Source organism: Labrenzia sp. THAF35, assembly GCF_009363595.1.
GTDB classification, from domain to species: Bacteria; Pseudomonadota; Alphaproteobacteria; order Rhizobiales; family Stappiaceae; genus Roseibium; species Roseibium algicola.
Window position 1 is genome coordinate 5,352,054 of record NZ_CP045380.1, and the last position, 25,447, is coordinate 5,377,500.

A 25,447-nucleotide genomic window follows, 5' to 3' on the forward strand; every position below is an offset into this window, starting at 1 on the left:
GTGGAGTGATATTCTATCCGCAAGATCACGTTGAAAAAAACTGCATTTCGACCAGGAGTTTAAGGGAATGGTGAAGCGTTACGCTCTGGCAGCCGTATTGGCGGGCTTGGTCTCGATCGGCTCTTTCCCGTTCGCTGCTCCGCAGAAAGCCTGGGCAGAGATATTTTATTGCCAGAGCACGCGCACACCCAACGGCAGCGAGCCCTATTGCAACTTTATGCTTTTCGACAAGGCCTTCACCCGCCACATGCAGGTGATCGTTGCCCAGGGCGCGCGGCGGGACGTGGCCGTGAACGGCCGCTACGACGTCTTCTGCGTCCTGGTGCAAAACCACAGGAACGTGCCGGACAATTTCGCCTACCGGAAACAGCAGTGCAAGAAGTCGGACACGGGCCGAGAATACCAGGTGCCGATCCGCGCCATCAACCTGCGGCGCGGACGGGATGGCTTCAGTTCCAACAACGTGCAGTCCCTGTTGCCGAAGGAACGCTGGTAGCCCTTTCTCGTCTGCCGGACTGGCACGAAAAAAGCCGGCACGACAAATGTCGTACCGGCCAGGTTTCCAGAGGAAAATCGTCTTGTCAGCAGGCGACGGAGGAAAGCGCCTGAGATCGTAGCGTCACGGACTGACCCGTACGGGCAGACTGCTGTGCCGCCAGCCCCATTTCCACAGCCCGCCATCCGTCTTCAAGCGTCACTTCAGGTGCCGGCTTTTCACCGCGTACGACAGCCACGAAGCCTTCGTGCTGATAGAATGTCGAGCCGTTGTGGTCGCCTGCATCGAGGATCATCGGATCAACCGGAATATCGATCTGACGCGGCCCCTTCGGGTACCTGGGCGACACGACAAGCTGAGGCACCGGCGGCTCGCCGAGGTGTTCTGGCCAGAAGCGTCCGGGACCCGGCACGAAGGCTTCGATCTTGCCTTCCGGGCCAACGGCCGACACTTCTTCCTGGTAGCGCGAGCCTTCGGCAAACATGCAAAGTTCCAGCATGGCCCGTGCACCGTTTTCGAAGTCGACGATTACATAGCCATTGTCGAGTATGTCCGGCTGCTCGCCATTGTAGACCTCGTCCTTGTGGTTGGCATCCTGGCCGGCCGACGCCATCACGCGGACTGGTTCGCATTGCATGATCAGCCGCATGAGATCGAAGAAATGGCAACACTTTTCAACGAATGTACCACCCGAGTAGCGGTTGAACCGGTTCCATGCGCCGACCTTGTCGAGGAAGGGAAAACGGTGCTCGCGGATGGTCAGCATCTTGATGCCGCCTGTGGCTGTTTCCGCCTGCTCGATCAACGCCGCGATCGGCGGCATGTAGCGGTACTCCATCGCCACCCACACGGGCGCCGGATAGGACGCCTTGAAAGCCTCCAGCTCGGCAACATCCTTGGGATCGGTGAAGAGAGGTTTTTCGACGAGAAGCGGCAACGGGCGCTTGCGGCGAATTTCTTCCATCTGCGGCACATGGCAGTGGTTCGGACTGGCAATCAGGATGCAGTCCAGTTCGTCCACTTCCAGCAGTTCCGAAACGGAATTGGCAAATCGCGCAAGAGGCGCAAATCTTGCTGCCGCTTCCGCCATTCCGGCGTCCGGCTCGAAGATCACCGTTACTTCGGTGTCCGGCAGGAGTGCGATGTTGCGCAGGTGCTCCTGCCCCATCATCCCGCAGCCAATGACACCATATCTTACCTTTGCAGGCATTCAGTCCTCCATGCGCGGTGGCATTTCTCGTCCACCTATTTCAAGCGCTGCACGTAATGCGCCCGGTCCGTGTCGAACCAGGTTCGCGAATATTCGACCGGCTTGGGGCGATCCGCCCAGCTGAACCGTTCGACAAAGCCTGTGAGAGTGCCCGGCGTCTTCTGAAAGAGTTCCGGCGTCCAATCCGGCAGCGCACGGATGGTCACCCGGTCTTCTGCACGCACGATCCAGAACCCGAGGTGTTTCTGGTAAAAGCGGTAAAGCGAGTCCGACAGAAGCTCGCGCCGCACAAATCCCGCGTCGCCGTCGAGCCAGATTTCCTCCACCGCAATCATCACATCGTTGAGAAACCTCAACCGGCGGATACGGGTGCCTTCGGCGCTGGTACCGAAAAGCGGCAGATCGTCCGGCTTGTCCAGGCGCTTTACGTCCAGAATATCCGCGCGAGGCAGACCACCTCCGGTCAGGAGTTCCAGACGGAACATGGCGTAGACGCTCTCATGCGTGCCGCCCTGCCGTATGTAGTTTCCCGACCCCTGGATCCGCTCGAGTAAGCCTTTTTGCGTAAGGTCGGCGAGTGCCTTGCGAAGGGTTCCGATGGAGATGCCAAGCTCCTCTGCCATGTCCCTTTCAGGCGGCAACCGCTCCCCGTCGATCAGCCGCCCGGCCGCGATATCCCTGATCAAAAGCTCGCTTATCTGCACGTATAACGGCAGCGCGGTAGAGGTTTGCGAGGCGGTTGGCATGGCGGTTCGAAGGTCTCGTTTTCAAAATTGATACACTATTGATTTACATCAAAACGGGTGATATGCAAGAAGAAATCGAAGGCAGAATGAAGCCATTCGAAAACAAACGAAAATAGCGAAACCACAATCGCGCCCATGTCGGTGCATGCGGGTTTCGGTATTCGACAAGATGGTCCAAGGGAGGCACTTCATGACCGTAGTCCCAGTCACGTCACCGGATCTTGATGCAGCGGAGGTATCCTGGTTCGCCGCATTGTGTTCCGACGACTATCAGTTTCTGGGCGTACCCGAAGGCCATCTGCGTTCCTCCTGGGAGCATTGCTCTTCGATCGTGAAAACAGCCGAGCAGCAGGGCTTCCGCAACATCCTGTGCCCGTCGTCCTACCAGGTGGGCCAGGACACACTGTCCTTCGTCGCCGGTTGCGCTCCGATCACCGACAAGATCAACCTGCTGGCGGCGGTTCGCTGCGGCGAGATGCAGCCGATCATGCTGGCGCGGACCATTGCCACGCTGGACCACATGCTCGAGGGCCGGTTGACGGTCAACATCATCTCGTCCGACTTTCCGGGCGAGCAGGCCGACAGCAGCTATCGCTACCAGCGTTCGCGGGAAGTGGTGGAGATCCTGAAGCAGGCCTGGACGCAGGACGAAATCAATTACGAAGGCCAGGTCTATAACTTCAAGGGCCTGACCACGGACCCCGCCCGGCCTTACCAGACCGGTGGGCCCCTGCTCTATTTCGGGGGTTATTCTCCGGATGCGCTGGACCTTTGCGGTCAGCATTGCGACGTCTACCTGATGTGGCCGGAAAAGATCGAGGAACTGGAAGGCCGCATGAAGGCGGTCAACGCGGTCGCCGAGAAATACGACCGTACACTCGACTATGGCCTGCGCGTGCACATGATCGTGCGCGACACAGAAAAGGAAGCGCAGGAATACGCGGACTATATCGTCTCCAAACTTGACGAGACCCAGGGAACCGCCATTCGCGAACGGGCACTGGATGCCAAGTCGCTGGGGGTGAGCCACCAGGCAAAGAACCGCGAGATCGCCGATGAATTCGGTTACATCGAACCGAACCTGTGGACCGGTGTTGGCCGGGCGCGGTCCGGTTGCGGGGCAGCGCTGGTCGGGTCAACCGATCAGGTGATGTCCAAGATCGAGGCCTATCAGAAGATGGGCATTCGTGCCTTCATCTTCTCCGGCTATCCGCACCTGGAAGAAGCCAGGCATTTCGGGTCCAGGGTCCTGCCGAATCTGAAGACATGTTCCCTGCCGCACGCCTATGGTCGTGTACCGGCTCAAACGCCGGCAACCCCGCTTGGCCAAGGAGTGCGCCGCTAATGGACCGCGTGAAACTTTCTGAAACCCTGGACTTCTCCCGGCTGATCTATGGCATGTGGCGCATCGGCGACGACAGCGACACGTCCCCCGCTTACGTGGAACGCAAGATCCAGACCTGTCTCGACCAGGGCATCACAACCTTCGATCAGGCTGACATTTACGGCGGTTATGCCGCAGAGGCCGTGCTTGGCGGGGCGCTGAAGGCCAATCCGGCCCTGCGTAGTCAGATGGAAATCGTCACCAAATGCGACATCGTCGCGCCGATGGGACGGTATTCGGATGCCAGGGTGAAATTCTACGACACGTCCCGATCTCACATCGAGAAGTCGGTCGAGTTCTCCCTCACGGAGATGGGCATCGAGACCATCGACCTGCTGCTGATCCATCGCCCGGACCCGCTGATGGACCATCACGAGACCGGCGCCGCGCTCGATGACCTGGTCAAGAGCGGCAAAGTGCGGAATGTCGGTGTCTCCAACTTCCGCCCCTGGGACTGGGAGCTGCTGCAGTCGGCGATGTCGAACCGGCTTGTGACCAACCAGATCGAGATCTCACTGAAGGAAATCGCGCCGTTCACCAATGGCGACCTCGCGTTCCACCAGCGCCTCGGCACCCGGTTGATGGCATGGTCTCCCCTCGGCGGCGGCTCGCTGATTTCCGAAAGTGGCAAGCTTGGCACCGTAATGGACGAAATTGCTGCAGAGGCCGGTGTAGACCGGTCCGCAGTCGCGGTCGCCTTCCTTCTGGCTCATCCGGCGCAACTTTTGCCGGTCATGGGCACGAACAATCTGGAGCGCATTGCCCAGATCTCCGACGCGCTGAAAGTCAGCCTGGATCGCGAAACCTGGTACCGTCTTTACGAAGCGGCGCTTGGAACAGAGGTGCCCTGATGACCATGCAGAATGCCAATCATACCGTGACCTTCGAACCGGACGCCGACAACACCCGCCTCTTGCGGGATGCGTTCGGTCGATTTGCCACCGGTGTTACGGTGGTAACCACCGGCTCGGCCGACGGCCCCGTCGGCATTACAGCCAACAGCTTCTCATCCGTCTCCCTGGAACCGGCACTTGTCCTGTGGATGCCGGACAAGGGATCGCGCAGGTTCAGGTATTTCGAAACGGCCGAACATTACGCCATTCACGTGCTCAGCAACGAACAGGCTGAAGTCTGCAACGGTTTCGTGCGCAATGCCCATGCTTTCGATCAGCTCACCTATACGATCGACGACAACGGCGTGCCCCTGATCGAAAACTGTCTCGCCCGCTTCGAGTGCAAGCGCTTCACCGCCTATGAGGGCGGCGATCACCTGATCGTTCTTGGGCAGGTGCTGCAGGCCGAGATGCGTTCAGGCGAGGCCCTGACGTTTTATGCAGGCAAACTCGGACAAATCGCTCCAAAATAAGGGCGGAAAACGGGGCGGTGACCGGCCCGTTCTGGAGGAAAGTGAGAAGCCTTCTGTCTCAGGAGAACGCAGAAGACCGCTTCGCCACTTTTAACATGATCAGCTTCGCGGTTCTCATGTTCGCGCACATGAAGGCCGGTTGATCCAGGGAGGAGCCCGAATGGGCATTTTGCTGGCGGTTCTTGCACCGCTCGACTTCGTCAATTCGCTGCTGTTGCGAATTGGCCGGGGCATCGGCATCGTTGCCGTCGCCCTGATGGTGATCGCGATCCTGGTTCAGGTCGTGTTCCGCTATGTCTTCAACAATGCCCTGCCCTGGCCGGACGAAGCAGCCCGTTTCTGCATGCTCTGGATGACAGGTCTTATGGCACCAACAGCGTTCCGCAGAGGCGGTTTCGTTGCCATCGACATGTTCACCCATTCCCTGCCTCGCCTGCTGGGAAGCGCCATATCCCTGCTCCTTCTGCTTATTTCACTTGTGGTGCTCGTCGTTGCCCTGAAGATCGGCTTTTCGGAAGTCACCGGTTTTGGAGGCCGTTTCGCAACCGCCTCGCTTTATGTTCCGGGCAACCTTTCCTTCAGCGAATGGATCCGCGTGCCGCGCAGCTGGATGATGGCTTCCATCCTCGTCGGCGTATTCCTGCTGACGCTCGTCAACATCGAGCTGATCCTGCGCAAAATCATCGCCAGCTTCGGTGGCGCCGACCGCATGCCGGTCATTCCCGATCCCGACATGGCAGGAGCTGACTGATGCTGATCTGGTTCCTTCCCGTCTTCCTCGTCTTCCTGCTGATCGGGCTGCCTGTCTTCTTCGGCCTTCTGGCGGCCCCTGGCCTGTTGCTCTGGCTGAACGGCCAGGAAAAAGACATCACGCTGCTTTACCGCAACGTCTACAACGGCATGGACAGTTTTCCTCTGATGGCGATTCCGTTTTTCATGCTCGCAGGCGAGCTGATGAACAAGGGCGGCATCACCATGCGGCTGGTCGAGTTCAGCCAGGCCCTGATGGGACATCTGCGCGGCGGCCTTGCTCATGTGAACATCCTGTCGTCGATGCTGTTTGCAGGCCTATCCGGTTCCGCTGTTGCCGATACCTCCGCTCTTGGATCCATGCTGATCCCGGCAATGGAGAAGCAGGGTTACACAAGGCGTTTTGCTGCGGCAATCACCGCGGCGAGTTCCGTCATCGGGCCGATCATTCCGCCGTCGGGCATCATGATCATCTATGCCTATGTAATGGGCGAGAGCGTTGCCGCGCTGTTCCTGGCCGGTATCGTACCCGGCATCATGGTCGGCATCGGCCTGATGCTGATGGTCAAGGTCATGGCCAACAAGTACGACCTTCCCAAAGCACAGAGGATCGTCAACCCCGGCCAGACCATGGCACCGGTGGAGTATTGGTTCTCCTTCATTGTGCTGAGGGCAAACCTGGCTGCCCTCTTCACGGTGATCGCGGATCTTGTGATCAATCTGACCGGGGTCGCGTCCCTTTCAACGATGACCTCGTTCATCCTGTTCGCAGTCTTCCTGGCGGTTTCCCATGTGCTCTTGTGGAAGCTCAGAAGTGCTGTCTCGGAAGATTTTCGGGTCGTGTGCAAGAAAGCAGTTGCTCCGCTTCAGACGCCGATCATCATTCTCGGCGGCATTCTGCTGGGGGTCTTCACGCCGACGGAAGCAGCCGCGGTCGCAGTTGCCTACGCGCTGGTTATCGGCTTCTTCGTTCTGCACTCCATCAAGGTGTCCGAGATCCCGGGTGTCCTGAACAGGGCCGGCATAACCTCTGCAGTGGTGCTTCTCCTGGTCGGTGCGGCGATGGCCTTCAAGACCGTCGTCAGCCTCAGCCACGCTCCCGAAATCATGGCGGAGTTCGTTCTCACCCTGTCGGAGAACCCGCTGATCCTGCTGTTCCTGATCAACCTGCTGCTCTTCGTTGTCGGCATGTTCCTGGATGCAGGCCCTGCCATCATCATTCTCGGCCCCATTCTCGGACCGATCTTCGTCAACCTGGGCGTCGATCCGATCCATTTCGCCATCATCATGAGCGTCAACCTGACCATCGGCCTGGCAACGCCGCCCATGGGACTGGTGCTCTTCGTTGCGGCTTCGGTTTCAAGAGAACGGGTTGAAACCATTGCCAAAGCCATCCTGCCGTTTCTGGCGGTGGAAATCGCGGTGATCTTCCTGATCACCTATATTCCGGCACTTTCGATGACGATCCCGCGTCTGACCGGATTTGCCAACTGATCCTGAGCTTTCTAAGGGAGGAACCTAATGCTCAAAACTGCACTGAAAACGCTCACCGTCGCGGCGATGCTTGCCGGATCGTCGCTGAGCGCGCTTGCCGCGGACTACACGCTGCGCGCAACCGCCAACTCCAACGAAAACGACGAAGACTACGACGGTCTTGTCGTTTTCAAGAACTTCGTTGAGGCCGCTTCCAACGGCGCCATCGAGGTTGAACTGTTCATCGGCACGCAGCTTTGCTCCAACGGCGCCGAATGCCTTCAGGGCATTTCCGACGGTGCGATCGACATCTACATCTCCACCTCCGGCGGCGCGGCGGGCATTTTCCCGTATGTCCAGGTTCTCGACCTGCCCTACATGATGAGCGACGACCGGATTGCGGAGCATGTCCTATCGGGTGAATTCACCCGCACCATGCGCACGATGGCACTGGAAGATTCCGGTGACACCATCCGCCTGATGACCATCGGCAACACCGGCGGCTGGCGCAACTTCGCCAACACCAAGCATCGTGTGGCCAAGCCGGAAGACCTGAAGGGTCTGAAGATCCGTACCGTGGTGGCCGACCTGCCGCAGGAACTGGTCAAGGCACTTGGTGCTGCTCCGACACCGATCCCGTGGCCGGAACTGTTCACCTCGCTTCAGACCGGCGTTGTCGAAGGTTCCAAGAACGGCATCACCGACATCATGGGCATGAAGTTCCCCGATGCCGGTCTTCAGTATGTAACCCTCGACGGGCACGCTTACATGGGCGCCTTGTGGTGGATGAACAACGAGAAGTTCCTGTCCATGCCGGAAGACCTTCGCCGCGTCGTGGTGGACGGTTTCTATGCCCTGCAGCAGGCAACCTTCGCCTCACCGAAGCGCAAGTCGATCAAGGCTTATGAGGACTTCGTGGCCGGTGGCGGCGATCTCTACGTCCCGACCCCGGAAGAAAAGGCAGCCTTCAAGGAAGCAGCCGCTCCGGTCTATGACTGGTTCAAAGGCAATGTCGGACGCGGCGGCGAGATCTTCGGCGCCCTGGAAGAAGCCGTGGCTGCGGCCGAAGCCGACATCAACGCCAATCGCTCTGCCGATCTGAACTGACGAAACACCGTGTCACGCCTTGCCACTGCAGGGCGTGACACATCCCAGCACATACACCGGTCCGGAATCGTGCCTGCCGTAAACTGGACAGGGATCGGCACACGTCCCATGGTGAAGCCGTGGGAGACCCGGGAGAGCCAGAGCTCAATGGCCCGGTCCGCCCAGCACTTGATCACGCGAGTTCTGCGCCGATCAGGAACGAACCGCCGGCTTTCAATTGAACGGATACATCCAGACCTTGTAATCACCGACCAGGATATGCGCCTTCTCAATCTCGTCTTTGGTCATCTTCTTGACCACCTCTTCCAGAGAGATCGCGGCGTCGGGGTCCCCCCCGATGGCGGAGAGCGTGTACCACATGTAAGCCCGCACGAGATCCGGAGCCGGCATGCCCCGGCCCACCTCATAGTACCAGCCGACACCGGACTGGGCACCCGGATGCCCCTTCATCGCGCTTCTGAGATACCACTCGAACGCCCGCTGGTCGTCGCGCTCGACGCCCAGACCCATTGCGTACATTACACCGATCAGTTCTTCCGCATCCGCGTTGCCGGAGCGAGCCGCCGGCCAGAGTTCCTTCATCGCCTCTTCGTAACGATTGGCCTCCATCAGGTCGCGCGCGGCTTCGATTTCGGCCTGAGCAGAAGCCGTGCAAAGGCCGAGAGCAAAAAGAGCGGCGGTCAGCGTGGTCTTCATGTCTTGCGGTTGCTCCCTCTGGTCTTCGGCTTGTCGGCACCGGCGATTGCTTCCGAATTGCCACCACCTTTGAAGGAAGACGATTTCATCGCCTTCGACAGAAAGCAGGCAGCCCTCGGCCAGTTGCTTTTTTACGACAAGATCCTCTCCGGCAACAGGAATATTGCCTGCGCCACATGCCACCACCCGACCCTTGGCACCGGAGACCGGTTGTCGCTCGGCATCGGCGAAGGCGGCGAAGGGTTGGGGCTCATGCGGATTGCCGGAACCGGTGACAGCCGCATTAAGAAACGGATTCCGCGAAACGCTCCAGGTCTTTGGAACTTGGGAGCAAAAGAACTCCACGTTCTGTTTCATGACGGCCGCCTGTCGATTGCCGACACCTTCGAAAACGGCTTCAATTCGCCGGCGGAAGAATGGCTGCCCACGGGCTTCAATTCTCTGCTCGCCGCCCAGGCTGTCTTTCCGGTGACGGCCCAGTTCGAGATGGCGGGCAATCCGAAGGAAAACGAGATCGCCGGGGCCATCTACGATCGCATCGACAACGCCTGGCCGATCCTTGCCAAACGCGTCCGCATCATTCCGGAATATGGCCGCCTGTTTGTCGAGGCGTTCGATCATATCGACGCTCCGGAATCGGTCACGATCGTTGAAATCGCAAATGCGCTGGCAGCTTTCCAGGCAATTGAATGGCAGAGCTTCGACAGCCCGTTCGACGCGTATCTCACCGGCGACGAAAGCGCTCTGGATCCGGCCCAGAAGCGGGGTCTCGATCTCTTCTACGGCAAGGCCGGGTGCTCCTCGTGTCATTCGGGCAAACTGCTCAGCGATCAGAAGTTCCACGCCCTGGGCCTGCCCCCATTTGGTCCGGGCCGCACCCGCAGCTTCGATCCGATGGTGCGCGATGTCGGCGTGATGGGAGAAACCGACCGCCTGGAAGATGCCTACAGGTTCCGGACCCCGATGCTGCGCAATGTCGAGCTGACCGCCCCTTACGGCCACAATGGCGCCTACCCCACGCTGGAGGGGATCATCCGGCATCATCTCGACCCCAAGGGAATGCTGAAAGCCTGGACACCGGAAACCGCAGCCCTTCCACAAGCGCCCTGGCTGCAGGCGATCGATTTTGTGGTCTGGAATGACGCTCGTGAGATGGCGCGTCAGGCCCGATTCAGGGATATTGAACCTCTCCCCCTTTCGGATGCGGAGATTGCCGATCTGGAGGCTTTCCTGAAAAGCCTGACCGGCACGCAGTCCGTCACGGCCCCGCCCTTCGGCATCCCTGCCACTGTCCCGAGCGGCCTTCCCGTCGACCGGTAAACATCAACAAGGACTAAGAACGTTTCATGGTTGCTCCATTGAAAGACCGGGCTAACCGGCTGTTCCCGGGTATTGCGATTGCCGGGCTTGTCGCCATTGCTGCGCAATTCCTCAACGAGCACTACGGGGCACCGGCCATGTTGATGGCCATCCTGCTTGGCATGCCGCTGAACTTCCTGTCGGAGGAACAGCGCACGGGCGAAGGCATCGCCTTTGCAGCCCGCACGCTGCTTCGTGTCGGCGTTGCCCTGCTCGGCGTCCGCATCAGCGTGGAAATGGTGCAGCAGCTGGGTCTGCCGTTTCTGCTTCTGGTGATCCTCGGCGTGCTGGTTACCATCGGCTTTTCCCTCTTGATCGGCGGGCTGTTCGGACGAGACAGGTTGTTTTCGTTTCTGACCGGCGGCGCGGTCGCCATTTGCGGAGCCTCCGCGGCCATGGCCATCGGCTCCATCCTGCCGAAACGCGAACATGCCGAACGCGATCTCGCCTTCACGGTGATTACCGTGACCGTCCTGTCCACACTGGCGATGATCTTCTACCCGATCCTCACCTCCTCCCTCGGCCTTTCCATGGACGCGACCGGTGTCTTCCTTGGCGGCACGATCCACGATGTTGCCCAGGTTGTCGGGGCCGGCTTCTCGATCTCCGAGGAAACCGGAGACCTTTCGACGCTGGTGAAACTGATCCGTGTCACCATGCTGGCGCCCATCGTTCTGGTCGCGGCGCTCATCCTGCGCAAGAGTTCGGAGCCGGGCAGCGCCCGTCCTCCGATCATGCCGGCGTTTGTTGTCGCCTTTCTGGTGCTTGCCGCACTCAATTCCTTCGGCCTTATTCCGGACGTTGCCAAGGAGGCGGCCGGACACGTTTCCCGCTGGGCGTTGCTGGCCGCCATTGCGGCAGTGGGCATGAAAACCTCCATTCCGAAACTGCTGGAAGTCGGCGGCCCGGCCATCTGGATGCTGGTCACGCAGACAGCGTTTCTGGCGCTCTTCGTTCTGGGCGGCATCTGGCTGATCGGCTGACCTTTCAATCGGCCTTGCCGCACCCCATATAACGAAGCAGAACCCCGGTCTTTTCAAAGGCCGGGGCTTTTCTTGTGCGGGCGAGTATGGAATATAGCTCGCACCTCTTTAGGCGGAACGGCAGATGCGCCGCAACAGGCCGGACCGGACTTGTTTCCGCCCAAACATTTCGAAAGCGTTTGGATGAAAAGCTACATCACCACCCCGATCTACTACGTCAACGGTTCTCCGCATATCGGTCACGCCTTCACCTCCGTGATGGCCGATATCCTGAAACGCAACCGACAGGCGCTGGGGTATGACATGATGCTGTCCACCGGCGTGGACGAGCACGGACAGAAGAACCAGGAAGCAGCGGAAAAAGAGGGAATGTCGGTTGAAGACTACCTCAACATGCGCTGTGCAGAATTCCGCGATGTCTTCGACCGTCTGGACGTGGCTTACGACTATTTCGTGCGCACCAGCCGCGAAGGCCACAAGACGGCCGTCGCTGGAATGGAGCAGTCGATCTTCGACAAGGATCTGATCGTCAAGAAGAACTACACCGGCACCTACTGCAAGGGCTGCGAGGAGTTCAAGAAGGAATCCGATCTGACCGAAGAGGGCCAGTGCCCGCTGCACCCGACAATGAAGGTGGAGCAGACGGAGGAAACCAACTACTTCCTGAAGATGGAACCGTTCCGCGAGCGCCTTCTGCAGCACATCGCCGAAAATCCGGACTTCGTCCAGCCCGAAGCGTTCAAGAACGAACTGAAGCAGATGCTGTCCGAACCGCTGGAAGATCTCTGCATCTCCCGGCCGAAGGCCCGTGTAACCCTGGGTATCGAACTGCCTTTCGACACCGACTTCGTCACCTATGTCTGGTTCGATGCGCTGGCGAACTACCTCACCAACATCAACTGGCCGGAAGCAGGCTACGAGAGCTGGTGGGCGGAATGCGAGCACCTGATCGGCAAGGATATCCTCAAGCCGCATGGCGTCTACTGGCCGATCATGCTGATGGCCGCCGGACTGCCGTTGCCGAAGAAGCTGTCCGTTCACAGCCACTGGGTTGGTGCGGGCGGCGTCAAGATGTCGAAGTCCATCGGCAACGTCGTCGATCCGATCGAGGTCATCGAGAAGCTGGGCGTCGACGCCTTGCGCTGGTACCTCGCCCGGCACATGCGTGCGGACAGCGACAGCCAGATTTCGGTCGACTTCATCACCCAGTCCTACAACACGGAACTGGGCAACAAGATCGGCAACCTGCTGTCGCGGGCGGCCAAGTTCTCCAAGGCCCGTTTTGACGGCAAACTGCCGGCACCGGGTCCGCTGTCAGCCGAGGACGAAGCGATCCGCAAGTCCGTGCTTGAAGCCACCAAGGGCATGGGCGAATGGGTCAACCTTGCTGAAATCCCGGCTCGCATGCAGGCGATCATCACCGTCGCCGACGAGATGAACAACTACTTCGCCGAGCAGGCTCCCTGGGATCTCATCAAGAACGAGGAGACCCGCGAGCGTTGCCAGACGGTGATCTACGTGACACTTGACTGCCTGCGCGTCGTCATGGAAGCGCTGACACAGGTCATCCCTGCATCTGCCGGGAAGGCTCTTGCCATGCTGAACGCACCGGCTGTCGCCTGCCCGTGGAAGCCGGAACTTGACCAGCTGGAAGGCAATAGCGATCTCGGCGAAATCGAGACGCTTTATCCGCGGGTTCAGTAAGCCCGTCACGGCTTGATCAAAAAAATGAAGCGCCCCTGCTCGGGGTGCTTCATATAGCCAATCGCGAGGAACGCGATTTGCAGCCACAGAGAGTACGGCGAACGAGCAGAGGCTCTAGAGCAGACCGGCGATTTCCATGGCTTTGTCGATCTCGCGACGGGTTGCCTCAGTCACCGGTGTCAGCGGCAAGCGGACATCTTCGCGGCAAAGCCCCAGTCTGGACAGGCCGTATTTGGCGCAGGCTGCGGGTGGCTCTAGGAACATCGCGGAGTGGAGCGGCAACAGGCGGTCCTGATACTCCCGGGCAAGTTCGAGGTTTTCTGCAAGTGATGCGCTCTGGAACTCGGCACAAAGGCCTGGAGCCACGTTGGCGGTCACTGAAATGCACCCGTGCCCGCCATGGGCGTTGAAACCCAGTGCAGCGGCGTCCTCTGCACTGAACTGCATGAAAGCCTTGCCGCAAAGTGCCCTTTGCTTGCTGACCCGCTCCATGCTGCCGGTGGCATCCTTCACGCCGATAATCCGCGGCCAGCGTGCCATCTCGGCCATGGTTTCCGGCAATATGTCGATCACACACCGTCCCGGAATATTGTAGAGGATGATCGGGATCGCGCTGTTGTCGTGGAGAACCTTGTAGTGGCTGAGCAGGCCTGCCTGGTTGGGCTTGTTGTAATAGGGCGTCACGACCAGCGCCGCATCTGCGCCAACGGCTTCAGCGTGCTGAAGCATGTCGAGGGATTGCGCCGTTGCGTTGGAGCCAGTCCCGGCAACAACCGGAATGCGGCCGGCCACAAGATCGACGACCCGCTTGATGACGTCCTTATGCTCGATCTTGGAGACAGTCGGGCTTTCGCCCGTCGTCCCGACAGCAACCAGCCCGTCGCTGCCCTGGGCAATGTGCCACTCAACGAGACGTTCCAGCGCTTCGATGTCAACGCTTCCGTCCCTGAACGGTGTGACAAGGGCGGGAATGGATCCCTTGAGTTCGAGCATTTGGCGTCCTCCCGGATCCGCGCTGTCTGAAAGCACGGTCCCATCTCCATCGATAGTCATTCCAGATCGATGTGCCACCAAAAACCCGTCACTGGCAACCTGCCCCGTCCCTCATGAACATCTTACTGCATCATGATCCGCGATCAGGCAGCCAAAAACTCCAGGCGATCATCGAACCGCGCAGGTGTTATTTCCAGAATTTCGGCCGTAACGACACCTTCAGCAACGAAAGGGTCTTCGGCAACAAATCCTTCAAGTTTTTCCATGCTAGCGCCGTGCGCAAGAATCCCGCCGCCGCGGTTCGGCTGCAGGCTGCCGACCATCAGGAAATATCCTTGCTCGAACCCGCGTTGGATCCAGGCCTTGTGGCCCTCCATGAGTTCGCCTGCCCGGGATTTATCAGCAAAGGTGAGTGTCACGACAAACATGTCATTCTCCATGTAGGGTTTTACGAAAGGCAAAGGCGAGTTACTGGATCTTGTTCTACTGTATTCCGGCAATGACACCGTCCAGCCAGCTCAAGATTTTCGAGACTTCACGCTCGACATAGGCCTTGTCCTTGAATGCCTGGGCGAGTGTCGCGACACCCTGGCTCCAGCCAAGGACATGCATGGCATTGTCCCGCGAATTCTCACCGCAGCCGAGTTCGTTAAACTGTGACTCAAGCCAGTCGCCGAACAGGGCCATGATCTCGTTGGCCTTGTCCCGTGAGGGATGATCGATCTTTGCCAGCTCCGTCGTCAGCGTACCGACGGGACAGCCGTAAGCCATGATCTTCGTCTGGTTGACGATGACGATCCGGATAAAACATTCAATCCGTTTCCGTGCTTCATCCGCCGTCTCGTCCCATTTGGCGAGCAGCTCTTTTCGATCCGACAAACGCTTGTCGATCACGGCATCGAGGATCTCGTCCTTGGTCTTGAAATGATAATAGAAGTTGCCGCGCGAGATTTTGACCGCTGCGGCAATGTCCGCGAAGGACGTCTGCGTAAAACCTTGGGCATAGAAAAGGCTGTCCGCCGCATCCACGATCTGGCGCCGTGTCTCGCCTGCCGCAACCATATCCATCTCCCTTCGTATTTCCGCATCATTCATTAGGACAGGTGACCTATTGACGATTTAGGACGACCGTCCGAATAAGTCAAGTGAAGTTCATCAGGAAAACACGGAGGCCGCCCGAGACAGGTAGTGCGGCACTGCTGCGAAGGGTCATTTCAAGCTGACGCGAAGCGATTTTCGCTTCCCTCACATCAATGTGAACTCTGGTTGCAGCAACTCCTGACACACCCTGTCAGTAGCTGTTTTTTAGGATGGGTTTCGACGGTCACACCTGATCTGCGGGAAGGCAAAACGCAAAATTTCCATCACTCTCAACGACTTGGTGACTTTCCGCACCCGATCCAACCGATTGAAGATCAATCTCAACAATGTTTCTTTTTATCAACAATACGCAATCAAGTGCCTTGATCGCGCATTTGTGCACAGGACCGGTGCAATTTCCGACATTGGAATGCCCCGTTCGCTGCCTACCTAGAAGTCGCTTGGTGGCAGACACAGGTCCGGCTGGAGGCACAGCAGCCGGTTCCCGCGTGGAGGGATTGAAATGACATTGCTGGATGAGCGGACGCATGAAGCGCCTCTTTCCGCCGTTACCGACCTGTTTGATCGGGTCAGGGCACAGACACTTGCTCTCGCCGCCCCCCTCAGTCCGGAGGATATGGGGCTGCAATCCATGGAGGATGCCAGCCCACCCAAGTGGCACATGGCACATACCACTTGGTTCTTCGAAGAATTCATCCTGAAGCCTTCGCTGCCTGGCTATCAGCCACGCGATGATCGTTTCGCCGTGCTCTTCAATTCGTACTACGTACAAGCCGGCCCGAGACATACCCGGTCGAGACGGGGCCTGCTTTCGCGACCCAGCGCCGCCGACGTGCTTGACTACCGCTCACATGTCGAAGACGCCCTGCGTGAAGGAGTTGCCCGAAACGCCTTTTCGCTCGAACAGGACAAGCTTGAAGAGCTGATCACCCTCGGCTGTCATCATGAGATGCAGCATCAGGAACTGCTGGTCACCGATCTCCTCCATGCGTTTTCCTTCAATCCGTTGCTGCCTGCCTATGTCGAGCCAAAACCGGCACCGGTCAGCGCGGTTAAAACCGCCGAATGGGTTTCCTACGACGGTGGTCTTCTCGAAATCGGCCACGACGGGACCGGCTTTGCGTATGACTGCGAAGGGCCACGTCACAAGGTCTGGCTGGAGCCCTATCGTCTTGCGGATCGTCCCGTAACAAACGGCGAGTGGATCGCCTTCATGGAAGATGGTGGTTACTCAACCCAAACGCTCTGGCTGATGGAAGGCTGGGCCGTGCGAGAGAAAAACGGTTGGGACAGCCCCCTCTACTGGTGGCAGCAGGACGGTCAATGGTGGACCTATACCTTGCAGGGACCACGAGCAGTTGATCTTGCGGCACCGGTTGTCCACGTCAGTTACTACGAAGCGGAAGCCTTTGCCCGCTGGGCAGGTCGCCGGTTGCCCACGGAAGCAGAGTGGGAAGCCGCTGCAGAGCCGACCCTGATCGAAGGCAATTTCCTGGAAAGCGGAGCCTTTCAGCCTGTTGGCCGCAGGCCCGGCCTTTGGGGTGATGTCTGGCAATGGACCAGCAGCGCTTTTAGCCCCTACCCCGGTTTTCGACCACCCGAGGGGGCCATTGGCGAATACAATGGCAAGTTCATGGTCAACCAGATGGTGCTGCGCGGCGGGTCCTGCGCGACCCCGAAGGAACAGTTGCGGTCGTCGTACCGCACCTTCTTCTATCCACACCAACGCTGGCAGATGCTCGGCCTGAGGCTGGCGGGAGATCAATGATGACCAAGCATGTTTCTCCCGAGAACCAAACGGACGAGAACCAGTCGGATATGTTTCGCGACGACATCCTCTCCGGTCTCCTCAAGGATCAGAAGGCGATCAGCAGCAAATGGCTCTACGATGATGTCGGGTCACATCTGTTCGAAGCGATCACCGAACTGGATGCCTATTACCCGACCCGAACGGAGATCTCGATCCTCGCCCAGAATGCCAGGAAATATCGCCGTCTACCGGGCGCACGCGGAGCGATGGTCGAACTGGGCAGCGGGTCCAGCCGCAAGACAGACCTGTTGCTGAATGCCTTTCCGGACCTGTCCGTCTACATGCCGATCGACATTTCGGCCAATCACCTGAAAGCTGCCGCCGAACGGGTGCGCCGCGCATACCCGTCATTGGCGGTAATCCCGGTTGCTGCCGATTTCACACAGCCCTTCGGACAACTGCCGTTGCTGCCCGAGTTGCCAGTGCTGATCTTCTTTCCCGGTTCCACGATCGGCAATTTCGAGAAGACCGAGGCAGCGGCACTCCTGGCGAACATTCGCTCAGCCATGCCGGAGGCCAGCCTGGTTATCGGTGTGGACCGGCCAAAGGATGCAAAAGTCCTGCAGGAAGCCTATGACGATCCGGCCGGGATCACAGCAGCCTTCAACCAGAACCTTTTGCAGCGGATCAACAGGGAACTGGATGGCGATTTCGACCTCGCCGCCTTCGCACACAAAGCCATCTGGAACGAGGTCGAAAGCCGTATCGAGATGCACCTGGAAAGCCTGGTTCAGCAGCAGGTCTCCATCGCCGGTGAAACCGTCGCATTCGCAAAGGGCGAGACAATCCACACGGAAAACTCGCACAAATACAGCGAGGAAGCGTTCGAAGGCATCGCCAGCGAAGGCGGATGGCAGATCACGGACGTCGACAGCGACGAGAACAACTGGTTCTCGGTCTATACGTTGCAGGCTGCCTAAAGCCCTTCGACTTGGGCCACCTAACAGATGCGGGTGAGGCAGAGTTTCAAGGCCTCACCCGCCACTTACTCAAAGGTTCAGCCTGAAGCTTATTCGATCTGTGCGATGAATCCGGCCAGCACCCTGTTGAACCGGTCCGGATACTCCCAGAACATCATATGGCCACCAAAGGCCTGCACCGAGCTGTTGGGCGTATGGACGGCAAGGTAGGCCTTGGCACTGTCGGACCAGTGATCGGCGATCACGAAGGCCGACGGCAGCTTCGCATCGACCTCCTTGGCCGTCTCCAGGTAATTGCTGAAATTTCCAGCCGCCAGATAAGCCGCGGCCACGAATGGTGGCGACTTGGTCGACTGGTCAACAATCCAGCGGGACAGTTCCGGCGTGTAGTCCTGTTCGATCATGACCTCGTCGGCATACCAGTTGATGACGTTGCGTTGGCCTTCAGCTGACTGAATGCCGCTGTAAAGTTCCGCAATTTCCGCGACGCTTCCCTCAGCCCAGTCGCCGTCATTGCCGGTTAGCGGTGTCGGCGAAAGATCGATGCACATATGGGCGGACGCAGCATCCACAGACCTTGTCTTGATGAATTCCCAAGTGGTCAGGCAACCGAATGACCACCCCACCAGCACCGGCTTTTCGACCTTGAGATGATCAAGCAACTTTGCAAGGTCCGCCCCCTGGGTAACGTAGTTATTGCCTTCCAGTGTCAGCGTCGAGCGGCCGTGGCTTCGAGGATCGAAGGTGATGACCCGGTGGTCTTTCGCAAAGGCTTCGATCTGATGTTCGAAAACCTGTGTGGTGAAGGTCCAACCGGGAACAAACACGATCGGAAGTCCCGATCCGTGATCCTCGTAATAGAGATCGACCCCGGGCTCGACTTCAAAGAAGTCACCGGCAATTGCCGGAGCTGCCATTGCAAGTGTCAACAGCACCGACCGGGCACATGTGGCCAAAGTTCTCGATGTGTAGTCAGTCATGTCTCTCTCCCCTTATGGTCACAGGAAAAGCGCAATGCCCCCAATGGATTATATCATTAACAAAACCTTAACGTGTATAAAAATTTCAAAAATCAATTTATGCGTGTATTTTTATCAGTGACGTTTTGAGCAGGTTGCGAGAACCGTCATCACCGCGCCAAACCACTTGGACAGGGACATTTTACTGCCTTGCGAGTGCGGGCAGGACGGGCAAAACCGTAGGGATTTCCGGTAGAAAGGGAGGGATCGTTTTCAACGCGAAACATTTGTTTCACAAATTGACAATGTAAAAAACAAATGGAACAGTAACCGGATGGAAACCATTTCGCCGCCCCATCTTCGCACCGCAATTTCGGCCAATTATGCCGACCTGAGCGATGCATTGCGTACGGCAGCGGATTACATTGCGGAAAACCAGGTGGAAATCGCCACCCGCAGCCTGAGGTCGGTCGCATCGGCCAGTGGTGTTTCGCCGGCGAGCTACACCCGACTTGCAAGGGCACTGGGTTTTTCTGATTACGAAGCGTTGCGCGAACAGGCCCGGAACGAGTTGAGCCACCGTGGGCGAGACACGTTTCAGGACAAGGCCAGGAAGCTGCGCTCGGATGCCGACCTGCCTTTGCTGCCACGCCAGGTCTCCGCTTGCATCGACAACATCAAGGCACTGGTGGACGACATTGACCCGGCCGTTCTGGATGCTGCCGTCGACCGGCTCAGCCAGTCCCGCAAGATCATCCTGATAGGCGCCCTCGCCTCAGCAGGTTTTACCGACTATTTCGCCTATCTGGCCAAATGGTTCGATGACAGGTGGGTCGTTGCCGGGCGCAATGGTGCCACTCTGGGCAGTACGCTTGCCGGCATTACATCGGCCGACACGGTCATCGTCCTGTCCAAGCACCCTTATGCCCACCGTTCGGTACGCGCGGCAAAAGTGGCGGCAGGAAATGGTGCACAGGTGATCGTCCTGACCGACAGCCACGCCTTTCCAGGGTTGCAATTCGCAAATTACCACTTCATACAACGCACTGAAAGTCCACACTTTTTTTCGTCTTACGCAGCCACGCTTGTGCTTATCGAAACCATTACAGGCATGCTGGTTGCGCGGGCCGGAGCCGAGGCGGAAGCCCGGATCCAGGAGGTCGACAGACACAATCGTCTGCTCGACGAATTTGAAAACGTCTAGCGTGGATCGCCATGCCGGACACAAGAATTCAAACAAAGGGAAGCCAAGTCAAATGATGATGAAACTGAACCTTGCGGGCGCCGTCATGGCGACCAGCATCGCATTCACCGGCGCAGCCTCTGCAGAGCAATTCATCACCATCGGCACCGGTGGTGTGACTGGCGTTTACTATCCGACCGGCGGAGCCATTTGCCGGCTCGTCAACAAGGGCCGCAAGGACCATGGCATTCGTTGCTCCGTGGAATCCACCGGCGGGTCCGTCTACAACATCAACACGGTGCGTGAAGGCGAACTGGAGTTTGGTGTTGCCCAGTCCGATTGGCAGTATCACGCTTACAACGGCACCTCGCAGTTCGAGGAAAAAGGCCCGTTCGAAGACCTGCGAGCCGTCTTCTCCGTGCACCCCGAGCCGTTCACCGTCGTTGCCCGCGCCGATAGCGGCGTCACGTCCTTCGAGGACCTGAAAGGCAAGCGGGTCAACATCGGCAACCCGGGTTCCGGTCAGCGCGGCACCATGGAAGTTCTGATGGAAGCGATGGGCTGGTCCACGGATGACTTCGCGCAGGCGACCGAGCTGAAGGCTGCAGAACAGTCTGCCGCCCTCTGCGACAACCAGATCGATGCCATGGTTTACACGGTCGGCCACCCGTCCGGTTCCATTCAGGAAGCGACCACGGCGTGCGATTCCAAACTCGTGAACGTTGACGGCCCGGTTGTCGGAAAGCTGATCGAAGACAACAGCTACTACCGCAAGGCCACCATCCCGGGCGGCATGTATCGCGGCAATGACGAAGACGTCACCACCTTCGGTGTCGGCGCGACCTTCATCACGTCCGCCAAGGTGGACGATGAAGTCGTTTACACGCTGGTCAAGTCAGTGTTCGAGAACTTCGATGCCTTCAAGAAGCTGCATCCTGCCTTTGCCAACCTGAAGCCGGAAGAAATGGTGAAGGACGGCCTGTCCGCGCCGCTTCATCCGGGTGCTGCGAAGTACTACCAGGAACAGGGCTGGATCAACTAATCCTTGCCAACATTTCGGGTCCGGACCATGTCCGGGCCCGTTTCTCTGCTGCGGCCCATTGAACGACATTTTGGCCAAGGCATTTCTTGAATGAATTAACAGATGCCACGGGCTGCGTGGCTGTCGGGTGCCAGCCGAGCGCAACGCCAATGTTGTGCTTCAGCCGGAAGACCGGGGGAACTTCATGTCTGAACAGAACCAGCCGAACGGACGGGACCAACGACAGGGACTATCCGAAGAAGAACTTCAGGAACTCGTCGCCTCCTCCGATTCCGGGTCCAGGAACCCTGCCGGGTCCGTCGGGATGATGATCGCCACCGTGGCCCTGATCTGGTCCTGCTTCCAGGTTCTGCTCGCCTCCCCCATCGTCTACTACGTCCTGCCGTCGGACATCATCAACAACAGCCGACAGGTGCATCTGGCGTTTGCGATGTTCCTGGCATTCATGGCCTACCCTGCACTTTCGAGCAGTCCAAGACACCGAGTCCCGATCCAGGACTGGGCCCTGGCGTTTTTCGGCGCCTTCATTTCGCTTTACGGCTTCTTCTTCTACGACAAGATCGTTGCCAACGGCGGTCTGGCCGACGACACCGACAAGTGGTTTGCCCTTGCCGGTATCGTGGTCCTGTTTGAAGCCGCGCGCCGGGCACTCGGCCCGGCCATGGCCATCGTCGCAACCGTATTCCTGCTCTACGTCTTCTTCGGCTCCTCAGAATGGGTCCCGGAGGTCATCCGCTGGAAGGGCGCTTCGTTGCAAAAGGCGATGAGCCACATGTGGATCACGTCGGAGGGTGTTTTCGGTATCGCGCTCGGTGTCTCCACCAAGTTCGTCTTCCTGTTCGTGCTCTTTGGCGCCTTGCTGGACAAGGCGGGTGCGGGCAACTACTTCATCAAGATGGCCTTCGGCGCGCTCGGTCACCTGAAAGGTGGCCCGGCCAAGGCAGCCGTTGTCGGCTCTGCAGCCACCGGCCTCATCTCCGGCTCGTCCATCGCAAACGTCGTTACCACGGGCACATTCACCATTCCGCTGATGAAGCGCGTCGGCTTTACCTCTGAACAAGCGGGATCGGTCGAGGTCGCATCATCCGTGAACGGCCAGATCATGCCGCCGGTGATGGGCGCCGCCGCCTTTCTGATGGTCGAATATGTCGGCATTTCCTATGTCGACGTGATCACTCACGCCTTTCTGCCGGCCGTGATTTCCTACATCGCGCTGGTCTATATCGTGCACCTTGAAGCCGTTAAGCGGAACATGCCAACCATCGGGCACAAGACCGTTTCAACCCTGCGCACGATCATCGGCATGTTCGTGTTTTTCGCGGCCTTTGCCGCTCTTTGCTATGGCGTGCAATACCCGGTCGGCTGGATTGTCGCCCTGGTACCGGAAGGCGCGTCGTGGATCCTCGCGCTACTGGTTTTCCTTGCCTATATCGCTCTGTTGAAACTGGCTGCCAGCGTCGATGACCTTCATCCGGACGACCCCAATGCCAAGGAGATCACGCTTCCGGATATTTCGCAGATCTACAAGGCTGGTCTCTACTACCTGCTCCCGATCGTCGTGCTCGTCTACTTCCTGATGATCGAGCAGAAGTCACCGGGCCTTTCAGCCTTCTGGGCAACGGCTCTGCTCTTCGCGATCCTTTTGACCCAACGTCCGATCAAGGCGATCTTCCGGGGCGAGAACGAGACAGTCGAAGCCTTCAAGGAGGGCGTCAACGACCTCGTCCACGGCATGATCGACGGTGCCCGCAACATGATCGGCATCGGCCTTGCGACCGCAACAGCCGGCATCATCGTCGGCACGGTCACCCTGACCGGCATCGGCCAGGTGATGGCAGATCTCGTCGAGTTCGTATCCGGTGGCAATCTGGTGCTGATGCTGGTCTTCGTTGGCGTCCTGTCGCTGATACTTGGCATGGGTCTGCCGACAACGGCCAACTACATCGTGGTGTCTTCACTGATGGCCGGGGTCGTGGTCGAACTCGGTGCGCAATCCGGACTGATAGTTCCGCTCATTGCCGTGCACCTGTTCGTCTTCTATTTCGGCATCATGGCGGACGTAACGCCACCCGTAGGTCTAGCCTCCTTTGCCGCGGCGGCGGTGTCAGGAGGCGATGCCATAAAGACCGGGTTCACGGCATTCTTCTATTCTCTGCGGACGGTCGCTCTGCCCTTCGTCTTCATCTTCAACACCGATCTTCTCCTGATCGACGTCACGGTGACCCAGGGCATACTCGTCTTCATCATGGCGACGATTGCCATCCTTGTGTTTACCGCAGGCACCATGGGCTATTTCCTGACCAAGAACAGGATCTACGAGAGTGTTGCCCTGGTGCTGGTCGCCTTCGTGCTGTTCCGTCCGGATTTCTTCATGAACCGGATCCAGCCTCCGTTCGAGATCGTCTCGCCGGACCGTTTCGTCCAGGCAGTTGGCGATGCACCTGCAGGCAGCGAGATCCGCCTGGTGCTGAGTGGTCCGGATTTCGACACCGGCAACACGATGGAAACGCGCATTGCGATCACGCCCGGAAGCGAAGACGGGGGCGAAGCCAGATTGCAGGCGCTTGGCCTGACGACCCTCGAAGAAGACGGTGTTCTGAAGCTGGAGGAACCCTTCCCGGGGACGCCCTACTTCGAACAGCTCGGAACGTTCGACTTCTACGGCGACGAACCCGTGGTCGTTAAAGAAGCTCGCCTCGAGGCGGATCAGTTGCCGAAGGAGCTGATCTATATCCCGGGGCTTCTGCTTCTGGCCCTTGTCTTCATGCTCCAGCGCGCCCGCGCAGGCCGGACCAACCGTGAAGAAGGAGTAGCGGCATGACGAAATCCATCTTGTGCGCCGTCGACGTCCAGCAGGTCGACGACACCAAGGTTCTGGAAACGGCCGACAAGCTCGCCCGTCTGGACGGTGCCCAGCTCGATGTGATCACGGTCGTCCCGAGCGCCGGCATCAATCTTGTCGCTTCCTATTTCGACGAGAACTTCCAGGGTCAGATGGTGGCGGAAACCCAGAAAAAGCTGGTCGAGAAGGTCTCAAGCGTCCTCGGAGCGGAAAGGAACAGCGAAATCCGGCATCTGGTCGCCACCGGCTCCATTTACGAGGAAATCCTGGAAGTCGCGAAAAAGACCGGGGCAGACCTCATTGTCATTGGCGCCCACCAGCCGCATCTGAGCGAATTCCTGCTCGGACCAAATGCAGCTCGGGTCGTCCGTCACTCGAAATGTTCGGTCTATGTGGTGAGGAACTGACGCCTCAGCCGGCTTCCAACAGCGCGGATTTCAATCGCTCGGCCTCTGTGCCGAGCGGCCGCATGTTCGGCCAGGCGATGTAATAGCCCATTCCTGTCTTGAGCGTAGCGCCTTCCAGCGGCACGAGCCTTCCCGAAGAAATCTCTTCCCGCAACAATGGCAAGGCGCCAAGCGCAATGCCGAGCCCCTTCAAGGCTCGCCCTATAGACTGATTGTAGCTTGCACATGACTGAACAGGCCAATCTTTCAGATCCAATCTCCCTGTCCGCTGGATCCAGCCTGTCCAATCGATCCAGTTCGGAGCAAGACGCGGGTAGTTGAGAAGCGCCGGCTGTTGCCCACCACCTCCTGACCGCAGGGCGTCAATAATCTCCGGCATTCCGACAGGTGTCAGGACCTCCTGAAACAACAATTCCGACTGCCAGCCCGGAAACCGGCCGTCCCCGTGCAGGATGACAAGGTCGTGCTCTGGTTTGAGCAGGTCTCCCAGATCGTCTGCTGTTGCCAGATTGAACAGGCAGGCTTCGTCTGACAGTGCAAATTCCTTGAGCCTAGGCTGGAGCCAGAAGGCAGCAAGTGCCGTCACAGACGCAATCCGCACGACAGGCCTCTCCGGCACTTTCAGCGCACTCAGCGCCTGCGTCAGATAATCCAGCGTCATGCCGGTCTTCTCGGCAAGATATGTTCCTGCTTCTGTCGGCAGAAGCCTGCGGCCGGACCGCTCAAACAGGTCGACACCCAGCCAGTCTTCGAGCTGCCGAATGCGTTTGGAAACGGCGGCCTGGGTCACGAAGAGTTCTTCGGCAGCCTCTGTAAAGTTCAAATGACGCATGGCGGCTTCAAAGAAGACCAACGTGTCGAGCGGCGGAAGTGATTTTCGATAGGCTTGCATTACTGAAGGTTATCCAATGACCCG

General features: G+C 58.6%; 24 protein-coding genes. 16 read left to right on the forward strand and 8 right to left on the reverse strand.

Annotated elements, in window-relative coordinates:
- Nucleotides 1-67: 67 nt before the first annotated feature.
- Complete coding sequence (locus tag FIU93_RS24630; RefSeq protein ID WP_055659195.1) at nt 68-496, forward strand: hypothetical protein; 429 nt, start codon at nt 68-70, stop codon at nt 494-496.
- 85 nt (nt 497-581) lie between these two features.
- On the opposite strand, the gene FIU93_RS24635 is transcribed toward FIU93_RS24630, so the two are convergent.
- On the reverse strand, nt 582-1,706 hold the full coding sequence (locus FIU93_RS24635) for a Gfo/Idh/MocA family oxidoreductase (RefSeq protein WP_152507045.1): 1,125 nt from the start codon (nt 1,704-1,706) through the stop codon (nt 582-584).
- A 35-nt stretch (nt 1,707-1,741) separates the two neighbouring features.
- On the reverse strand, nt 1,742-2,452 hold the full coding sequence (locus FIU93_RS24640; RefSeq protein WP_055659191.1) for a GntR family transcriptional regulator: 711 nt from the start codon (nt 2,450-2,452) through the stop codon (nt 1,742-1,744).
- Nucleotides 2,453-2,642: 190 nt separating this feature from the next.
- On the opposite strand from FIU93_RS24640, the gene FIU93_RS24645 reads away from it, so the two are divergent.
- The 6 genes from FIU93_RS24645 to dctP all read left to right on the forward strand — a co-directional run bounded on the left by FIU93_RS24645 (nt 2,643) and on the right by dctP (nt 8,532).
- Nucleotides 2,643-3,797, forward strand: coding sequence for an LLM class flavin-dependent oxidoreductase (locus FIU93_RS24645; RefSeq protein WP_055659188.1), 1,155 nt, complete (start codon nt 2,643-2,645; stop codon nt 3,795-3,797).
- The gene (locus FIU93_RS24650; protein WP_152507046.1) at nt 3,797-4,687 is read left to right on the forward strand and encodes an aldo/keto reductase; all 891 of its coding nucleotides are present in this window, start codon (nt 3,797-3,799) and stop codon (nt 4,685-4,687) included. Before FIU93_RS24645 ends, FIU93_RS24650 begins: the two co-directional genes overlap by 1 nt.
- Entirely contained in the window at nt 4,687-5,202 is a 516-nt protein-coding gene (locus FIU93_RS24655; RefSeq protein WP_055659187.1) for a flavin reductase family protein, read from the forward strand. The genes FIU93_RS24650 and FIU93_RS24655 overlap by 1 nt, the downstream gene beginning before the upstream one ends.
- Before the next feature lie 160 nt (nt 5,203-5,362).
- Nucleotides 5,363-5,953 (forward strand): TRAP transporter small permease, encoded by a 591-nt coding sequence (locus tag FIU93_RS24660; protein WP_152507047.1) that lies wholly within the window; start codon nt 5,363-5,365, stop codon nt 5,951-5,953.
- Complete coding sequence (locus FIU93_RS24665; RefSeq protein WP_152507048.1) at nt 5,953-7,446, forward strand: TRAP transporter large permease; 1,494 nt, start codon at nt 5,953-5,955, stop codon at nt 7,444-7,446. The genes FIU93_RS24660 and FIU93_RS24665 overlap by 1 nt, the downstream gene beginning before the upstream one ends.
- 27 nt (nt 7,447-7,473) lie before the next feature.
- Entirely contained in the window at nt 7,474-8,532 is a 1,059-nt protein-coding gene (gene dctP / locus FIU93_RS24670; protein ID WP_055659181.1) for a TRAP transporter substrate-binding protein DctP, read from the forward strand.
- A 213-nt stretch (nt 8,533-8,745) separates the two neighbouring features.
- Here dctP and FIU93_RS24675 read toward each other — a convergent pair whose 3' ends face one another.
- The gene (locus FIU93_RS24675) at nt 8,746-9,228 is read right to left on the reverse strand and encodes a tetratricopeptide repeat protein (RefSeq protein ID WP_152507049.1); all 483 of its coding nucleotides are present in this window, start codon (nt 9,226-9,228) and stop codon (nt 8,746-8,748) included.
- Between the two features lie 3 nt (nt 9,229-9,231).
- Between FIU93_RS24675 and FIU93_RS24680 the strand changes: the two genes are divergently transcribed.
- The 3 genes from FIU93_RS24680 to metG all read left to right on the forward strand — a co-directional run bounded on the left by FIU93_RS24680 (nt 9,232) and on the right by metG (nt 13,274).
- Nucleotides 9,232-10,548 (forward strand): cytochrome c peroxidase, encoded by a 1,317-nt coding sequence (locus FIU93_RS24680; protein ID WP_209010224.1) that lies wholly within the window; start codon nt 9,232-9,234, stop codon nt 10,546-10,548.
- 26 nt (nt 10,549-10,574) lie between these two features.
- Nucleotides 10,575-11,570, forward strand: a complete 996-nt coding sequence (locus FIU93_RS24685; RefSeq protein ID WP_023000216.1) for a YeiH family protein — start codon at nt 10,575-10,577, stop codon at nt 11,568-11,570.
- Nucleotides 11,571-11,753: 183 nt separating this feature from the next.
- The gene (metG, locus tag FIU93_RS24690; protein ID WP_152507050.1) at nt 11,754-13,274 is read left to right on the forward strand and encodes a methionine--tRNA ligase; all 1,521 of its coding nucleotides are present in this window, start codon (nt 11,754-11,756) and stop codon (nt 13,272-13,274) included.
- Between the two features lie 114 nt (nt 13,275-13,388).
- Here metG and dapA read toward each other — a convergent pair whose 3' ends face one another.
- The 3 genes from dapA to FIU93_RS24705 form a co-directional block, all read right to left on the reverse strand.
- Nucleotides 13,389-14,267: a 4-hydroxy-tetrahydrodipicolinate synthase gene (gene dapA / locus FIU93_RS24695; RefSeq protein ID WP_152507051.1), complete on the reverse strand. Its 879-nt coding sequence runs from the start codon at nt 14,265-14,267 to the stop codon at nt 13,389-13,391.
- A gap of 143 nt (nt 14,268-14,410) precedes the next feature.
- Nucleotides 14,411-14,695: a YciI family protein gene (locus tag FIU93_RS24700; protein WP_152507052.1), complete on the reverse strand. Its 285-nt coding sequence runs from the start codon at nt 14,693-14,695 to the stop codon at nt 14,411-14,413.
- A gap of 55 nt (nt 14,696-14,750) precedes the next feature.
- Nucleotides 14,751-15,329 (reverse strand): TetR/AcrR family transcriptional regulator, encoded by a 579-nt coding sequence (locus FIU93_RS24705; RefSeq protein WP_152507053.1) that lies wholly within the window; start codon nt 15,327-15,329, stop codon nt 14,751-14,753.
- 541 nt (nt 15,330-15,870) lie between these two features.
- Here FIU93_RS24705 and egtB point away from each other — a divergent pair.
- Nucleotides 15,871-17,136 carry an ergothioneine biosynthesis protein EgtB gene (gene egtB / locus FIU93_RS24710; RefSeq protein ID WP_152507054.1) on the forward strand — a complete coding sequence of 422 codons (1,266 nt, stop codon included), beginning with the start codon at nt 15,871-15,873 and terminating at the stop codon, nt 17,134-17,136.
- Nucleotides 17,136-18,098: an L-histidine N(alpha)-methyltransferase gene (gene egtD / locus FIU93_RS24715; RefSeq protein WP_286202383.1), complete on the forward strand. Its 963-nt coding sequence runs from the start codon at nt 17,136-17,138 to the stop codon at nt 18,096-18,098. Before egtB ends, egtD begins: the two co-directional genes overlap by 1 nt.
- A gap of 89 nt (nt 18,099-18,187) precedes the next feature.
- On the opposite strand, the gene FIU93_RS24720 is transcribed toward egtD, so the two are convergent.
- A complete protein-coding gene (locus FIU93_RS24720) occupies nt 18,188-19,078 on the reverse strand; it encodes an alpha/beta hydrolase (protein WP_077290300.1) in 891 nt (296 codons plus the stop codon).
- A gap of 313 nt (nt 19,079-19,391) precedes the next feature.
- Between FIU93_RS24720 and FIU93_RS24725 the strand changes: the two genes are divergently transcribed.
- The 4 genes from FIU93_RS24725 to FIU93_RS24740 all read left to right on the forward strand — a co-directional run bounded on the left by FIU93_RS24725 (nt 19,392) and on the right by FIU93_RS24740 (nt 24,531).
- Nucleotides 19,392-20,261 (forward strand): MurR/RpiR family transcriptional regulator, encoded by an 870-nt coding sequence (locus FIU93_RS24725; protein WP_055659167.1) that lies wholly within the window; start codon nt 19,392-19,394, stop codon nt 20,259-20,261.
- 52 nt (nt 20,262-20,313) lie between these two features.
- Nucleotides 20,314-21,282, forward strand: coding sequence for a TAXI family TRAP transporter solute-binding subunit (locus tag FIU93_RS24730; RefSeq protein ID WP_023000225.1), 969 nt, complete (start codon nt 20,314-20,316; stop codon nt 21,280-21,282).
- A 184-nt stretch (nt 21,283-21,466) separates the two neighbouring features.
- Nucleotides 21,467-24,103: a TRAP transporter permease gene (locus FIU93_RS24735; protein WP_062491755.1), complete on the forward strand. Its 2,637-nt coding sequence runs from the start codon at nt 21,467-21,469 to the stop codon at nt 24,101-24,103.
- Entirely contained in the window at nt 24,100-24,531 is a 432-nt protein-coding gene (locus FIU93_RS24740) for a universal stress protein (protein ID WP_023000227.1), read from the forward strand. The genes FIU93_RS24735 and FIU93_RS24740 overlap by 4 nt, the downstream gene beginning before the upstream one ends.
- A 4-nt stretch (nt 24,532-24,535) precedes the next feature.
- On the opposite strand, the gene FIU93_RS24745 is transcribed toward FIU93_RS24740, so the two are convergent.
- Nucleotides 24,536-25,423 (reverse strand): LysR family transcriptional regulator, encoded by an 888-nt coding sequence (locus FIU93_RS24745; protein WP_152507056.1) that lies wholly within the window; start codon nt 25,421-25,423, stop codon nt 24,536-24,538.
- Nucleotides 25,424-25,447: the final 24 nt, after the last annotated feature.

What these genes read in the sequence shown, in the direction of transcription:
- FIU93_RS24630 (WP_055659195.1), top strand. Translation starts at nt 68, where the DNA reads ATGGTGAAGCGTTACGCTCTGGCAGCCGTATTGGCGGGCTTGGTCTCG.
- FIU93_RS24635 (WP_152507045.1), bottom strand. Translation starts at nt 1,706, where the DNA reads ATGCCTGCAAAGGTAAGATATGGTGTCATTGGCTGCGGGATGATGGGG.
- FIU93_RS24640 (WP_055659191.1), bottom strand. Translation starts at nt 2,452, where the DNA reads ATGCCAACCGCCTCGCAAACCTCTACCGCGCTGCCGTTATACGTGCAG.
- FIU93_RS24645 (WP_055659188.1), top strand. Translation starts at nt 2,643, where the DNA reads ATGACCGTAGTCCCAGTCACGTCACCGGATCTTGATGCAGCGGAGGTA.
- FIU93_RS24650 (WP_152507046.1), top strand. Translation starts at nt 3,797, where the DNA reads ATGGACCGCGTGAAACTTTCTGAAACCCTGGACTTCTCCCGGCTGATC.
- FIU93_RS24655 (WP_055659187.1), top strand. Translation starts at nt 4,687, where the DNA reads ATGACCATGCAGAATGCCAATCATACCGTGACCTTCGAACCGGACGCC.
- FIU93_RS24660 (WP_152507047.1), top strand. Translation starts at nt 5,363, where the DNA reads ATGGGCATTTTGCTGGCGGTTCTTGCACCGCTCGACTTCGTCAATTCG.
- FIU93_RS24665 (WP_152507048.1), top strand. Translation starts at nt 5,953, where the DNA reads ATGCTGATCTGGTTCCTTCCCGTCTTCCTCGTCTTCCTGCTGATCGGG.
- dctP (WP_055659181.1), top strand. Translation starts at nt 7,474, where the DNA reads ATGCTCAAAACTGCACTGAAAACGCTCACCGTCGCGGCGATGCTTGCC.
- FIU93_RS24675 (WP_152507049.1), bottom strand. Translation starts at nt 9,228, where the DNA reads ATGAAGACCACGCTGACCGCCGCTCTTTTTGCTCTCGGCCTTTGCACG.
- FIU93_RS24685 (WP_023000216.1), top strand. Translation starts at nt 10,575, where the DNA reads ATGGTTGCTCCATTGAAAGACCGGGCTAACCGGCTGTTCCCGGGTATT.
- metG (WP_152507050.1), top strand. Translation starts at nt 11,754, where the DNA reads ATGAAAAGCTACATCACCACCCCGATCTACTACGTCAACGGTTCTCCG.
- dapA (WP_152507051.1), bottom strand. Translation starts at nt 14,267, where the DNA reads ATGCTCGAACTCAAGGGATCCATTCCCGCCCTTGTCACACCGTTCAGG.
- FIU93_RS24700 (WP_152507052.1), bottom strand. Translation starts at nt 14,695, where the DNA reads ATGTTTGTCGTGACACTCACCTTTGCTGATAAATCCCGGGCAGGCGAA.
- FIU93_RS24705 (WP_152507053.1), bottom strand. Translation starts at nt 15,329, where the DNA reads ATGGTTGCGGCAGGCGAGACACGGCGCCAGATCGTGGATGCGGCGGAC.
- egtB (WP_152507054.1), top strand. Translation starts at nt 15,871, where the DNA reads ATGACATTGCTGGATGAGCGGACGCATGAAGCGCCTCTTTCCGCCGTT.
- egtD (WP_286202383.1), top strand. Translation starts at nt 17,136, where the DNA reads ATGACCAAGCATGTTTCTCCCGAGAACCAAACGGACGAGAACCAGTCG.
- FIU93_RS24720 (WP_077290300.1), bottom strand. Translation starts at nt 19,078, where the DNA reads ATGACTGACTACACATCGAGAACTTTGGCCACATGTGCCCGGTCGGTG.
- FIU93_RS24725 (WP_055659167.1), top strand. Translation starts at nt 19,392, where the DNA reads ATGGAAACCATTTCGCCGCCCCATCTTCGCACCGCAATTTCGGCCAAT.
- FIU93_RS24730 (WP_023000225.1), top strand. Translation starts at nt 20,314, where the DNA reads ATGATGATGAAACTGAACCTTGCGGGCGCCGTCATGGCGACCAGCATC.
- FIU93_RS24735 (WP_062491755.1), top strand. Translation starts at nt 21,467, where the DNA reads ATGTCTGAACAGAACCAGCCGAACGGACGGGACCAACGACAGGGACTA.
- FIU93_RS24740 (WP_023000227.1), top strand. Translation starts at nt 24,100, where the DNA reads ATGACGAAATCCATCTTGTGCGCCGTCGACGTCCAGCAGGTCGACGAC.
- FIU93_RS24745 (WP_152507056.1), bottom strand. Translation starts at nt 25,423, where the DNA reads ATGCAAGCCTATCGAAAATCACTTCCGCCGCTCGACACGTTGGTCTTC.